General features: G+C 57.6%; 13 protein-coding genes. 9 read left to right on the top strand and 4 right to left on the bottom strand.

The window, feature by feature from the left end; translation table 11 throughout:
• From RTX98_RS05125 to RTX98_RS05110, 4 genes are all read right to left on the bottom strand, one after another.
• Positions 1-1,190: aldehyde dehydrogenase family protein (locus RTX98_RS05125; RefSeq protein ID WP_312795063.1), on the bottom strand; the 1,190-nt coding region annotated here is incomplete at its 3' end.
• Positions 1,183-2,094, bottom strand: coding sequence for a dihydrodipicolinate synthase family protein (locus RTX98_RS05120; protein WP_312795061.1), 912 nt, complete (start codon positions 2,092-2,094; stop codon positions 1,183-1,185). The genes RTX98_RS05125 and RTX98_RS05120, both read right to left, overlap by 8 nt.
• Positions 2,091-2,801: a GntR family transcriptional regulator gene (locus tag RTX98_RS05115; RefSeq protein ID WP_312795059.1), complete on the bottom strand. Its 711-nt coding sequence runs from the start codon at positions 2,799-2,801 to the stop codon at positions 2,091-2,093. The genes RTX98_RS05120 and RTX98_RS05115 overlap by 4 nt, the downstream gene beginning before the upstream one ends.
• Before the next feature lie 187 nt (positions 2,802-2,988).
• Complete coding sequence (locus RTX98_RS05110; protein WP_312795057.1) at positions 2,989-4,539, bottom strand: trimethylamine methyltransferase family protein; 1,551 nt, start codon at positions 4,537-4,539, stop codon at positions 2,989-2,991.
• Between the two features lie 152 nt (positions 4,540-4,691).
• Here RTX98_RS05110 and RTX98_RS05105 point away from each other — a divergent pair, with 152 nt between their 5' ends.
• The 9 genes from RTX98_RS05105 to RTX98_RS05065 form a co-directional block, all read left to right on the top strand.
• Positions 4,692-5,609: a LysR substrate-binding domain-containing protein gene (locus RTX98_RS05105; protein ID WP_312795055.1), complete on the top strand. Its 918-nt coding sequence runs from the start codon at positions 4,692-4,694 to the stop codon at positions 5,607-5,609.
• Between the two features lie 105 nt (positions 5,610-5,714).
• Complete coding sequence (locus RTX98_RS05100; RefSeq protein WP_312795053.1) at positions 5,715-6,440, top strand: GntR family transcriptional regulator; 726 nt, start codon at positions 5,715-5,717, stop codon at positions 6,438-6,440.
• 183 nt (positions 6,441-6,623) lie between these two features.
• Positions 6,624-7,757 (top strand): FAD-dependent oxidoreductase, encoded by a 1,134-nt coding sequence (locus RTX98_RS05095; RefSeq protein ID WP_312795125.1) that lies wholly within the window; start codon positions 6,624-6,626, stop codon positions 7,755-7,757.
• Position 7,758: 1 nt separating this feature from the next.
• Positions 7,759-8,049, top strand: a complete 291-nt coding sequence (locus tag RTX98_RS05090; protein ID WP_312795051.1) for a (2Fe-2S)-binding protein — start codon at positions 7,759-7,761, stop codon at positions 8,047-8,049.
• Positions 8,046-9,458: an NAD(P)/FAD-dependent oxidoreductase gene (locus RTX98_RS05085; RefSeq protein WP_312795049.1), complete on the top strand. Its 1,413-nt coding sequence runs from the start codon at positions 8,046-8,048 to the stop codon at positions 9,456-9,458. The genes RTX98_RS05090 and RTX98_RS05085 overlap by 4 nt, the downstream gene beginning before the upstream one ends.
• Before the next feature lie 62 nt (positions 9,459-9,520).
• Positions 9,521-10,909, top strand: coding sequence for an aldehyde dehydrogenase family protein (locus RTX98_RS05080; RefSeq protein ID WP_312795047.1), 1,389 nt, complete (start codon positions 9,521-9,523; stop codon positions 10,907-10,909).
• Positions 10,910-11,179: 270 nt separating this feature from the next.
• Positions 11,180-12,094, top strand: a complete 915-nt coding sequence (locus RTX98_RS05075) for a dihydrodipicolinate synthase family protein (protein WP_312795045.1) — start codon at positions 11,180-11,182, stop codon at positions 12,092-12,094.
• A 57-nt stretch (positions 12,095-12,151) separates the two neighbouring features.
• On the top strand, positions 12,152-12,997 hold the full coding sequence (locus tag RTX98_RS05070; RefSeq protein ID WP_312795043.1) for a transporter substrate-binding domain-containing protein: 846 nt from the start codon (positions 12,152-12,154) through the stop codon (positions 12,995-12,997).
• Positions 12,998-13,062: 65 nt separating this feature from the next.
• Positions 13,063-13,509 (top strand): ABC transporter permease subunit (locus RTX98_RS05065; RefSeq protein ID WP_312795041.1); only part of this gene is annotated, 447 nt, incomplete at its 3' end.

Below are 13,509 nucleotides of genomic sequence, written 5' to 3'. Positions count from 1 at the left end.
TCTTGGAACAACCGGCTTGCGGGCGTCACCCCATCTACTACGGTCGGCTCGACATAGATGCCCTTCTGCGTTTCGCCACCGTGGACGACCGAAAGGTTCTCGTCCTTCGCGCTATCCAAAAAGGATTTCACCTTGTCGAAATGCGTCGTGCTGACCAGCGCGCCGATCCGGTTGTCAGGATCGAGCGGATCCCCGGTTCGCCACTCGCGCATGTAGGCGCCCATACGCTCGAGCAGCTCGTCCTTTATCTTCGCATGAACGATCAGGCGGGAAGAGGCCGAGCAGTTCTCGCCCATGTTCCAGAAGGCGCCGTTGACTACCTGCTCGGCGACGAGATCGAGATCTTCCGCATCGTCGAGCACAACGGCCGGGTTTTTGCCGCCGCATTCCAGAACCACCTTCTTGAGGTTGGAATCTGCGGAATAGTGCAGGAAGCGTCGGCCGGTCGCAGTTGAACCCGTAAAGGCAACCATGTCGACATCCATATGCATGCCGATCGGCTCGCCGCCCTCCCTGCCCCCGCCGGTGACGACATTGAACACGCCGGCCGGAATGCCAGCTTCATGTGCAAGCTCGGCAACGCGCAGCGTGGTGAGCGAGGTTTCCAGAGCCGGCTTGACGATGACCGAACAGCCGGCAGCCAGTGCGGGGCCGATCTTCCAGGCCAGCATCAGGAGCGGGAAGTTCCACGGCAAAACGCATCCCACCACCCCGATGGGTTCGCGCACGACCAGAGCCAAGGCCTGCGATCCAACCGGCGCCGTATGGTCATAAAGCTTGTCGATCAATTCGGCATGCCAGCGGATCGTATGGATCGTATCCGGCAAATCCACCGTCTGGCATTCCCGGATCGGCTTGCCGCTGTCCAGGCTTTCCATGACCGCAAGTTCATGGCGATTGCGCTCGAGCAGCTTGGCGAACTTAAGCAGAACGGCCTTGCGTTCGCCGGGTGACTTCAGATGCCAACGCCCGTCATCAAAGGCCTGCTTGGCCTTGGCCACAGCATAATCGACGTCGGACGCATCGCAAGCCGCAACTTCCGCGATCGTCTCGCCTGTGGCCGGGTTAGTGGACGGAAACGTCTTGCCCGACGCTGCGGGGCGGAAGGCGCCATCCACGAAGGCGTTGGTCGGCAGTTCGATGGTTGCAGCGATCGCCTTATATTCGGCAGCGGTCAAAGGTTCATGCATGATTGGCTCCCGACGTGATCTGGGCGACCGTGCGCTTCAAGGTGGTAACGACAGTCTGGAGTGTGCGTTTTTCTTCCGAGGTCATCCCCCGGAGTGGGGCTCTCACCTGCCCGGCTTTAAGGCCGATCAACTCGCAGCCATGTTTGATCGACTGAACGAACTTGCCGCCTTCCAGGAAGTCCATCAGCGGCAGCATCGCGGTCATGATGGCGCGCCCTTTGTCGAAGTTCTTTTCGACGACGCAGGCTTCATAAAGGGCGACATGCTCGCGCGGCAGGAAGTTGGAACCGGCGCACACCCAGCTTCGCGCGCCCCAGGCAAAGAACTCCAGAGCCTGGTCGTCCCATCCGCAAGACAGAGAGATGGTAGGGAATTTGCGCGCCAGGAGATGCAGGTTCGCAGCGTCACCGGAGCTTTCCTTGATCGCAACGACATTGCGGGACTTGGCGACCCGGGAAAAGTACTCCTCGCCCATCATGATGCCCATGCGCGCAGGGTAGTTGTAGAGCATGATCGGCAGGTTTGCGGCGCGGTCGACCGTCAGCGCATGAACCGCGTTCTCGCGTTCGGTGGGCAAGGCGTAAGGTGGAGAGGACACGAGGATCGCGTCGGCACCAATGTCCTTCGCGGCCTTGGCATATTCCACCGAGTCCTCGGTTCGGGTCGCGCCTGTTCCGACGACTAGCGCCAGCCGCGATCCGATGATCTCCTTGGCGTGCCTTGCGAGATCGAAGCGCTCCTGTGACGTCTGGGCGTAATATTCCCCCGTTGAACCGCCGATAACGATCCCGTGCACCTTGGCTTCGATCAGGGATTCGAGAACGGCTGCAAACGCCTTTTTGTCAATCTCGCCCTTCTCATCAAATGGCGTGATGGCCGGCGTATAGATGCCTTCGAACTTCAAGACACATTCTCCATATCTGCAGCCGCACGATCCACCAGCGTGTCCGCTTTCATGCCTGCCGGTGCGATGAACATCTCCATGTTCTCTCGCGACAGTTCCCAATGTTCGAAAACAAGGTCGACCACAGCGTCTTCGTCTCGGGATCCAATGGCGGAGATGAAGAGGTCGTGGTGCTCAACGGCAAGCAGGAGGCGTTTCGCCATGTCGTCGTTGCGCGGCCTGAAGAACGTGTGACCGATGCGGGCATGGTCGATTAACAGCCGGCCGAGGCTAGGCTGAAGATAAACATTTCCCGACATTTCGCCGATGATTTCGTGGAAGCGGTTGTTCGAGAGGACCATGCCAGTCGCTTCTTTGCTTAGGCTGGCGGCACGAAACCGCTCCTGCGTATCTCTAAGCTCTTCGAGCTGCCTTGGCTTGTAGTTATGGACGGCCAAGCGGCCGATCGCTGCGTAGACCATCGGGGCAACAAGAAAGAAATGTCTCAGCGTCTGATGGCTCATCGAGGAAACGCGAGCGCCGCGATTAGCTCGAATATCGACATAACCCTCGCCTTCCAGGCGATGGAAAATCTCCCGCACCGGCGTACGAGACAGGCCATAGCGTTCCCCGATGCTGACCTCGTCCAGATCTTGGTCCGGCTCGAGTTCGCTGGTTAGGATCTGGCGTTTCAGATCCTCATACAGTCCGCGCTTGCCGTTCTTCACGCGACCCTCTTTTTCGATGGAAAGGAGAACCTGAGCTTGTTCGAAACAGAGTTAGACACAGGTACATGGCAGCCGTCAACTATTGTATACTCTCAGTACACAAAAAGTCTTATATCGCTCAACGGCAGCACTGATGAGCCTCGGATAGGAGCTTTGGAAGAGGTCGAACGTTCAGCCTCTCGATCGCTCAATAATCTTCGTTGAGAGCCTCGACCGCTGGGATCTCGCGCGAGCGACGTTCAATGTAGGCGCGCAATTCCTCATCCTTGGCCTCGTCAAGCTTCGGCTCCTGGTAGTCGACAAGGAGGCTACGAGCGTATTCCAGCGCCCTTTGCTTGATATCCTTTGAGCCCGCAGCCGCCCACTGCTCGATCGACGCGTTGTCGAACAGATGGGGAATGAAAAATGCGCGTTCGAAATTAGCCTGCGTATGGGGATGCCCGAGATAGTGGCCACCAGGTCCAACGTCGCGAACTGCTGCCAGCGCCTCATCGAAATCGTCCCATTGAATGCCTTGCGTCATGCGGTAGCCCATGTCGCAGACTTCGGCGTCGACCACGAACTTCGCGATGGAGCAATGCATTCCCGCCTCGTTCCAGCCGGCAGAGTGCCAGATGTAATGAGCGCCCGACATCAACACGGCCATCATCGTCATGGCGCTCTCATAACCAGCTTGCGCATCGAACACCTTGGCGCCACCAAGCAGATTGGAGGTGCGCCAGGGCACGTTGTAACGCCGCGCCATCTGGCCGATCATGAAGTTCATCAGCGAGATTTCGGGCGTACCCGCCATCGGCGCGCCGGATTGCATCGACACCGTCGAGAGATAATGCCCGTAGATGGCCGGGCATCCCCTGCGGATCACCTGTGTATAGGCCAGCGCTGAAAGCGCCTCCGCGTTCAGTTGCGCGACAGCCGCGGCAGTGGATGCCGGTGTGTTGGCCCCGCCCAACACGAAGGGTGAGCACAGCACAGGCTGGTTGCGGCGACAAAATGCACGCATCGCGCCAAGCATGACTTGATCCCAAACAAGCGGCGAGTTGCCGTTGCAATTGCCGGTGGTCACAGCATGAGTTTCCAGAAACTCCTGTCCGAACAGGATCTCGCACATGTCGAGGACATCTTCCGCGTTCTTGGGCGAGGTTGTCATGCCCATGAAGATCTTGTCGGAATGCTTCATGGAAGAATACGTGATGTGGAGATGACGGTGAGATACCACGACATCCATCGGCTCCACGATGTGGTGCGCTGATGAATGCAGCGCAGGGCTCATCTGGGCGAGTTTGTGGAATGTACCGAGATCGGCAAGTGTCGGTCCCCGCCTGACATCATCGAGGTCGCGCATATAAGGAGCACCGGTCATCGGCACGAAGATAGATTTTTGGCCGCCCAGTTCGACACTCTTGGAAGGATCGCGCGCGAAATACGTGATTGTCGGCGGAATGGTTCTGATGAGATCCATGACGAGGTCACGATCGAGGTAAACGCGTTCGCCGCGCACATCCGCTCCGGCCCTCTTCCAGTCTTCCAGCGCGATCGGGTCGCGAAAGACGACGCCGACATCTTCAAGGATGGCCAAGGACGCTTCATGGATGCGCTCAACTTGTTCTGCATCCATAGGCTCAACCACGGGCAGGCCTCGATGAAGCGCTGGGCGCATTTCGAACTTGGGCGTCGTGCGGATTGTTCTGCGCGCTTCCCGTCCGCCACGTCTTGCAGCGCTTGCTTGAACATTCATTGCCGACAGCCTCCATGTCGCAGGAAGGCGGGCATGTTCCTCCCCGGCAGCTAGAACTATGGCTGAACCGGGCAGACTTGACCTAGCGCAAAAGTCTCACCCGGGTGTTGAGTATTGGGCCGACTGCAAGGTTCTCGAACAGGAAGTAGCGCATGGTGCGCAGATATTATGATCTGCCTTCTTTAACGGCGCTTGCCGTATTTGAAGCTGCGGCCCGCCATCTCAGCTTCAAGCTGGCAGCCGGCGAGCTGAACGTCACGCCGGGTGCCGTCAGCAAGCAGATCAAGGCCATTGAAGATGATTTGGGCGCGCCGTTGTTCACGCGTTCAGGTACCGGCGTAACGTTGACCCCCGCGGGCGAGGATCTTTACGGCGTTCTTGCGCGAGGCTTTTCCAATGCCGCCGAAGTCGTCAGGGGCATCAAGCGAGGCAACCGTGCTAGAACCGTCACCATCGCATGCTCAGACGCGTTCGCGACGCTATGGCTAATCCCCCGCATGCAGGAATTCTGGCGGAAGCATGAAGACATTGATGTCGATCACCTGATCTCCGATAACCCGCGCGACTATCGTCGGGCGGAAGTTGATTTGCGTATCCGCTACGGCTTCGGCGCTTGGCCGGATGAATGTGCCGAACTCTTATTCGGCGACATTATCTATCCCGTTTGTTCCCCCAACTTCGCAACATTGCACTGCGAAACGACGACGGCCACTTTAGCCGAACGTCCGCTGCTTCATGTCGATTGGGTCGATCCGGACTGGCCGGGTTGGAGCGAATTTCTGCGGCGCGCCGGCATCGCGCATGATGCCCTACAAGGACGCAGGTTCGGCAAGTTTTCCGTCGCGCTTCAAGCTGCGCAAGCCGGGCGTGGCGTTGCTATGGGCTGGCATCGCCTTGTTCAAAACCTCATCGAAGAAAAGCGCCTTGTCCGTTTCACCGATCTCGAAATCTCGGCACCCGGGGCATACTATCTCACCTGGAATGACAATCGCCCTTTGAGCCCGGCCGGAACCCATCTTCGCCAATGGCTCCGCCAAGTGGCAGCAACGGAACGCGGTGCATCCGATTAGAGGGTTCAAACGTCAGACCATCATAACAATCCCGAGCCTGGAATTGCTTCTACGCCACAATTTGATATATTGCTTGCATATAGGATTGGAATAACTGAGCACGTTATGGATCTGTCTTTCGACGCACCAAGTTATGAGTTGCTCTCCCGGGGCGATACGCTTGCCGAGCAATTCTATAAACAGCTCGCACGAGCCATATCCTCGGGCTCCTACGCTCCAAACCAGCGCTTGAACATTAGGCGACTGGCCGACGAAATCGGGGCCAGTGTCACGCCAGTTCGCGAAGCTGTGCTTCGCCTCGTGGCCGATGGCGTCCTTCGCATCACAGACAAGAACGCGATCATCGTTCCCGAGCGAAGTGAAACGGAGATCGACGAAATCTTCGAAATTCGCAGAACGCTTGAAGGCGACATGGCTGTCAGCGCTGCTCCCCATTTTTCAGACAAAGACGTCGCTTTCCTAGCCGATACGCAGGAGCAGTTTCTGACAGCGCTCGATGCAGGCAATTACAAGGAAGTCCTTCAACTCAACTCGGACTTCCACTTTTCCATTTATACCCATGCGAGCTCGCCTCTTCGGCTTGAAATCGTAAGAATGCTTTGGCTCAGGATCGGCCCGACCCTGTGCTACATGTATCCGATCCTGCATAAAGGCCGCTCCGCCCACCGACGTCATGAAGACATCATCGAGGCGGCTCGGCTGCGCGACCCTGAAGCTCTTCGAACAGCTTTGCTTGCGGATCTGGCGTCGTCACAACATGCCTTGCGGCAGTACATTCGCAGCCGGGTCGCAAAGCCTTCCCGGCGAAGCCGCGCAACCACCTCCAAATAAATAGGCCAGCAACCACCGGGCAGTTGACTTTGCCTTATTTCGATATATCGTATTTCTGACAGCTTACAGGACGATGTAATGGTTTTCAAGCAAGTGCCAAGGCTTGTTGCTCGACGGGACGATAAAACGACGTCCAACCTTGTCATGATCGAAGCATTCGCGCAGTCCAGTATCTAGGCCGTGATGCAGGCTCTTGGTTCACATTTCCCCACGCGAAAATTCGACGTTATCGTCATCGGCGGCGGAGTTTTTGGCTTGTCCTGCGCCCTCACTTTGGCCGATGCGGGAAAGTCGGTTGCGGTTGTGGATCGAAGCAAGGCATGGGGCGAGGCCTCTGCGGTGAACGCTGGGTCTCTTGCTGTCCAAAACAAGCTGCCTGCCCTCGTTCCATACACATTATGGGCATGGCAAACCTGGCAAAGTCTTGCTCAGCGCCTGGGCACAGACTTGGGTCTTCGGCGTTCGGGCGGTTACAAGATCGCGATGGATGACGTTGAAGCCGAACGGCTTCACAAAATTGCCGCTGAACAACAAGCAGTCGGCCTGATCACCATGCGGTTGAGCAAATCGGACCTACGGACGCATGCATCCTGGATCTCGGAAGATTGCGTTGCTGCCACCTATTGCGAAGACGATGGATATGCCAGCCCCACTCTTGTCGGCCCGGCACTTCGTCGGAGCGCCGAGGAGGCGGGTGTGACGCTGATCGAGCACGCACACGTCGATACCATCCAAAGCGGTGATCGTATAACTGTGGGGACATCGCGTGGTGAGTTTCAAGGCGACAGACTGGCCATCACGGCAGGGGCTTGGTCTGGCCGCATCGCCGCGATGGTCGGCGTCGAACTGCCGATCTCGCTCGACGTGAACATGGTTTCGGTCACCGAGCCAGCTCGTCCAACGATCAAGAAGATCGTGACGCATGCCAGAGGCGTGCTGACCCTTAAACAGGTCGCGAACGGTAGCTGCCTTATCGGTGGCGGTTGGCAGGGAATCGGCACACTCGACGATTTTCGCAAGGATATCAGCTACGACCAGATCATCCACAATCTTCGACTGGCTATTCGGGTCATCCCTGGCTTGAAGTCGCTGAATGTCGTGCGAAGCTGGGCTGGCTACGAAGGCGTGACGCCCGACTCCCTACCCTATCTCGGCAAGCTCAATGGCCACGACAATATCTATTGCGCTGCCTGCGCGCGCGGCGGCTTCACAATGGGCCCGCTGCTGGGCCAGCTTCTGGGCGAGCTTATTCTTACCGGAACAGCATCGAAGCCCATCGATCTCTTTGATCCGGGGAGATTTGCAGATGCGGCTTAGCATGCGCTTGATCGATGGTGTGCAGCCGCCTGCGGAATCCGTCAGCTTCACCTTTGAAGGCAAGCACCTGACGGCCTGGCCGGGCGAAGCTATCGCTTCCGCCATCATGAGAGCCGGTATCCAGACGATGCGTAAAACCCGCATTCAAGGAAATGATCGCGGCTACTTCTGTGGCATGGGCCTTTGCTGGGAATGTGCTGTTCATGTCGAGGGCCAGGGCGTGATCCGAAGCTGCTCCCATCCCGTGGTGGATGGTCAAATCATCAGCTTTGCCGACGGACCATTCGAATGAGCGAACCTGTCGTCATCATCGGCGCCGGGCCGGCTGGCTTATCCTGCGCCAATGAACTTTCAGCCTGCGGCCAACGCATCGTCCTGATCGACGACAATATCAATGCGGGCGGGCAATACTTCAGGCAGCTTCCAGGTTCCTATCACGTAACGCCCGACGCAAAGCTTCTGCGCGACAAACAGCGCTTCGACGAGCTGGCGAAGGTTCTAGCAAAACCTAGTGTTCACTATCTCCCGTCGACCACCGTCTGGGGCACGCCGTCACCTATGACGATTGCCTATGCTGGCAGGACCGGAAGCGGTCGCATCAAGGCAGGCGGCATCGTCATTGCAACCGGTGCGCAGGATCGCTCACTCCCTTTCACCGGCTGGACGCTTCCTGGTGTCATGTCGGCCGGGGGCTGTCTCAATCTCGCAAAGGCCCATGGCCTCGTGCCTTCGGGCCGCGTTGTCGTGGCTGGCAACGGACCCCTCGTCCTCGTGGCGGCAGCGACGATGATTGCAGCCGGCGCAAACGTCGTGCGCGTCGTTGAAGCACAGTCGGATTTTCGTTTGGCATCTGCGGCCCTTGCCGGCCTTCTTGCAGCGCCCAAGATCCTCGGCATCGGCATCGGCTATCGAAAACGCATCTGGACGTCGGGTGCTCGTTTTCAAACCGGCTTCATGGTCGCGGAGGCCAAAGGCGTATACGACGTCACCTCGGTCGGCATTGCGCCTGTCGGGTTCGATGGCAAGCCGGATCGTTCCAGGCTCGAATGGATCGACGCCGAAACGCTGGTCACCGGTTATGGCCTCATGCCGGGTACGGAAGCGGCAAAGGTGTTCGGCTGCCGTATGGAATATGACGCCGGCCTCAATGGCGTGGTCCCCAGCCGCGATGCCAGCCTGCGCACCAGCGAAACCGGCATTTATGCGATCGGCGATGGCGCTGGCATCGGCGGTGTTGAAGTCGCAATTCTCGAAGGTCGTATCGCAGCACACGCGATCCTCGGCAGTTCTGCCCCGTCCGAACTGTCAGCTGGCTACCGCAAGCTTGATGCCTATCGCCGGAAACTCAATCTCGCCTATCGAATGCCAACAGCCCTGCGCGCGGCAACCGACGAAACCATCATATGCCGATGTGAAGAATTATCGCTGGGGCAGATCCTTGCTGATCCCAATCGCGGCCGGGGCAGTCTGAACGCCCTGAAGATATCCAGCCGTCTTGGAATGGGCCGCTGTCAGGGACGGAACTGCCTGCACACGGCTTCAGCCCTGATGGATCTAGCGCCTGACGCAATTGAAACGCATCCCAGAATGCGCCCGCCAATAAAGCCTATTCCGGTCGGCCTCATGGCCGCGGACGCCGACGTCGGCCCTGCGCTGGAACCCGATGAATTTAACCCCTGGAATTCGAAGGAAGAGCAATGACGTTCCAAGGCCATATCGAGGGCATTGCGCTCGGCCCTTATATCAACGGCACGCGCCGGAAAGTGTCTGGTGATGCGCATCCGAGCTACGATCCAGCAACCGGCGAAGTCCTTTGCGACGTTCCCGTCAGCGGTACCGACCTCGTTGATGAAGCTGTCGAGGCGTCGCGAATAGCTCTGAAAGGTGCTTGGGCGAGTGTGACACCCGCCGAGCGCAGTCGCATGCTCAACCGCGTAGCTCAGGCTATCCGCAAAGATGCTCAAAGGCTCGCAACTGTTGAGTGCCTCGATAGCGGTAAGCCATTGCGCGAAGCGGTGGGCGACATCGAAACGTCTGCGCGCTACTTCGAGTATTATGCCGGCATCGCCGACAAGCTGCAAGGCGACACCATCCCGCTTGGCCCTGACTTCGTGTCATTCACCATGCATGAACCGATTGGTGCCACGGCCCATATCATCCCATGGAATTTTCCGCTGGTGACGACGGCGCGCGGGCTTGCTCCGGCCCTGGCTGCTGGTGCGACGGCGGTCATCAAGCCTGCTGAACAAACGCCGCTGACAGCGCTGATGCTGCCGGTTTATTTGGAACAGGCCGGCATTCCGGCAGGCGTCGTCAACGTTGTTTGCGGTCCGGGAAAGATGACCGGCGCTCCGCTGACGCAGCATCCCGGCATCGCGCATGTGACGTTTACTGGCTCCGTCGATACCGGAAAAACCGTGATGATGTCGGCGGCGTCCCATATTGCCTCAACCACGATGGAACTTGGTGGCAAATCACCGGTCGTGGTTCTGGCCGACGCTGATTTCGATGCAGCGATTGAGGGCACGCTCAAGGCGATCTTCACCAACGCCGGACAGGTCTGCTCGGCAGGCTCGCGCCTTGTGATAGAACGGAGTGTCGCCGACAAATTCCTTTCCGAACTCATCAAGCGCATTGAACAATTTACGTTTGGTCACGGACTAGATAACCCGAACATCGGACCAGTCGTATCCAAGCAGCAATTGTTGAAGATCGAAGGGATCGTAAGAGATTCTGTTTCCGCTGGAGCAGAGTTGTTGACCGGCGGCAACATCAAGCGCCCAGACAAGCTGAACGGCTGGTTCTTCGAACCAACGATTTTGCTCGCTGGAGATTCCTCCACCAAATGTGTGCAGGAAGAAATTTTCGGACCCGTGCTGACCGTTCAGATCGCTGCGGATTTCGAACACGCCTTAGAACTGGCGGAAGGCACTGACTTCGGTCTGGTCGCGGGAATTTATACCAAGGATGTCTCCAAGGCGCTGCGTTTCAGCCGAAAGATTTCTGCCGGACAGGTCTTCATCAACCAGTTCTTCGCGGGCGGTGTGGAAACACCATTCGGCGGCACGAAGAACAGCGGGTTCGGCCGCGAAAAAGGCCTGGAAGGTCTGAAGGCGTACTACACGGTCAAGACCGTTACCGCGCGTATCTAGAACACGTCGAAGAGGAATGCCTCGGCTAGAGACATTCCTTATTGGGCTGTGAAGACCGACCGGAAAGTGTGCCTAATGATAACGGTTAGGTACGCGGTTATCTGCATGGGAACCGTTCCCCGGTGGTTGCTACGGTAATCCCCTCCTGATGTCAGGCAGAGAATTCTTTCCTTTCGAAATGGCTTAAAACCCCACACTGGCGCTTGACACCCCAAACCACACAGTCATACGATATATCAAATTAAGGCAATATGAACAGGAATGGTCGCAATGGGTAAAGTCAATTGGTCGGGTGTTCTTCCAGCCCTCGCAACGCCGTTCGCTGCGGATGGAGCCATCAACAAGGAACAACTGAAGTCGCTCGTAGAGCTCTTGCTGTCCGAAGGCGTATCCGGGTTTGTGGTGGGCGGCAGCACCGGTGAATACTACTCGATGTCGGTAGCCGAGCGGGCAAGCCTGTTCGAGTTCGTTTCGACCTTGGTGGCAGGTCGCGGCACTCTGATCGCGGGCACTTCATCGACCAATCATGGCGAAACCCTCGAACTGACGAGGATCGCCAAGGACGGCGGCTATGATGGCTGCATGGTGCTGCCACCCGTATACTGCCTGCCAACACCCACAGAGATCGTGAAGGTTTTCAGGGAGGTCGGCGAAATTGGTCTGCCGATCATGGTCTACAACAATCCCGCGCGTGTCGGCGTCAGTCTTTCACCCAGCCTGACTGCCCAGCTCGCCGAACTACCAAACGTCGCCGCCTATAAGGAAAGCGCCCGCGATCTCTACGCAGTCAGCGAAGTCTATTATGCCACGCGCGATCGGCTGGCGCATTTTGCCGGCCTCGAACCCTATGCCAGCGCTCTGCTGACCCGCGGTGGTAGCGGCATCGTATCGACCATTTCCAATCTCTGCGCTCGTGAAGTGGTGAACTACTACAAAGCCTTCCAAGACAAGGATTTCGATGCGCTTTCGCGCAATCAGCAGGTGATCGATCAGATGTATCATTTGCTCGCGCGCTCGGGCCTCGCGAACTTCGCTTTCGTTAAAAGCGCTATGAATGCCATCGGCCGCCCAGGTGGGATGACACGCAGCCCTCACATCATGGCCGATGATGCACAGGTCAAGAAGATCGGCGGCGATATCAAGGACATCTATGCGCGCGCCGGCATCGAAATGCGGAGAGACTGACACGACCGCCTGGAAAAACCTGCAGAGATGAACGGATAATAAAAAAAGGGGAATACCATGAAACTTTGCATTTCTTTGAAGACTACCCTTCTCGCAACCGTTTTCGGACTGGCGGGCATCAACATGGCGTCCGCCGATCCGGTATGGGACCGCATCGAGGCTGCCGGCACGATTGTCTGCGGCGCGATCCCTAACGATCCGGTTGGCTCCTGGGAAGACCGCAAGACTGGCCAATGGGAAGGCTACGAGATCGATCTTTGCCGCGCTATGGCGGCCGATCTCTCGAAAGAAATGGGCAAGGAAATCAAGCCTGAATTTCGAGAAACCAGCTGGAAAACCGTTGTTCTGGACTTGCAGTCAAATAAGATCGATATCTGGCCTGGCATGAGTGCGACGCCTGAACGGGAAAAAGCGCTGACCATGGTTGGCCCCATGTATGGGCTTGCTTTCTGTGGCGTTACGGGGAAGTCGTTCGAGTCCGATGGAACCTGGGAAGCCTTGAACAAACCGGAAGTTCGTATCGCGACGGTTACCGGCACCAGCATTGAAGCAGCGTTCAAGAAGCTTGCACCCAAGGCGACGCAAATCACGCTGTCTGAGTATTCGGAGGTGACGCTGGCCGTGCAGTCCGGTCGCGCCGATCTGATGGGCGCCGACGCCCTTCGATGTCTGAATGTTCACAAGAACGCAGCGAATTCGTTCGGCGACATCGTCTTTCCGACGCCGGTGCAATCGATGGGATCGTCTGCAGGCGTGATCAAGCAGGCCGACAAGCTGGCTGCGTGGTTGAAACCTTGGTCCGAGAAGAAGCAGGCATCCGGCGAGATCAAGGGCATCTTCATGAAGGTTCTCGACAACGCAGGCTTCGACACGAGCGTCATTCCTCCCGAAGTCCAGTTTTAAGGACACAAGTTCAGCCGGCCGCAGGTCTGCGACCGGCTACCTTCCGAACAATTCGGGAATGTCAAATGAACTACGAGTTCGACTGGTCCGCAGTCTGGAACCCAAGCGCTTGGCTTGAGGCCATAGCCGTAACGATCGGTTACGGCCTCGCGACAACGGTGGCCGGTCTGGTTCTTGGATTGATCCTCGGCCTTCTTCTTGTCAGCCGCATTCGCGCAGCCAGAGCTGCTGTTTCGGTCTTTATCGGCATCTTTCGATGTACACCGGCGCTGATCCAGATCGTGTGGTTTTACTACGCATTTCCCATGGCGCTGAACATCAACATGCCTGCCTGGCTCGCAGCCGGTTGCGGTTTGACCTTCTACATGGCCGCCTTCTCCGCTGAGATTTTTCGGGGTGGTATTCAGTCCATCGAAAAAGGCCAGTGGAACGCAAGCAGGTCTCTTTGCCTCACGCATTGGCAAATGATGTACTATGTCATCTTACCTCAGACATTCCGGCGCATGACGCCA

Origin of the sequence: Tianweitania sp. (assembly GCF_032053605.1) — a bacterium.
Taxonomy (GTDB): Bacteria; Pseudomonadota; Alphaproteobacteria; order Rhizobiales; family Rhizobiaceae; genus Tianweitania.
This window is presented reverse-complemented; position numbering and strand designations above follow the sequence as displayed.

Bases quoted from the DNA above. Each gene is read 5' to 3' on its own strand.
- RTX98_RS05110 (WP_312795057.1), bottom strand. From the start codon at position 4,539: ATGAATGTTCAAGCAAGCGCTGCAAGACGTGGCGGACGGGAAGCGCGC.
- RTX98_RS05105 (WP_312795055.1), top strand. From the start codon at position 4,692: ATGGTGCGCAGATATTATGATCTGCCTTCTTTAACGGCGCTTGCCGTA.
- RTX98_RS05100 (WP_312795053.1), top strand. From the start codon at position 5,715: ATGGATCTGTCTTTCGACGCACCAAGTTATGAGTTGCTCTCCCGGGGC.
- RTX98_RS05095 (WP_312795125.1), top strand. From the start codon at position 6,624: ATGCAGGCTCTTGGTTCACATTTCCCCACGCGAAAATTCGACGTTATC.
- RTX98_RS05090 (WP_312795051.1), top strand. From the start codon at position 7,759: ATGCGCTTGATCGATGGTGTGCAGCCGCCTGCGGAATCCGTCAGCTTC.
- RTX98_RS05085 (WP_312795049.1), top strand. From the start codon at position 8,046: ATGAGCGAACCTGTCGTCATCATCGGCGCCGGGCCGGCTGGCTTATCC.
- RTX98_RS05075 (WP_312795045.1), top strand. From the start codon at position 11,180: ATGGGTAAAGTCAATTGGTCGGGTGTTCTTCCAGCCCTCGCAACGCCG.
- RTX98_RS05070 (WP_312795043.1), top strand. From the start codon at position 12,152: ATGAAACTTTGCATTTCTTTGAAGACTACCCTTCTCGCAACCGTTTTC.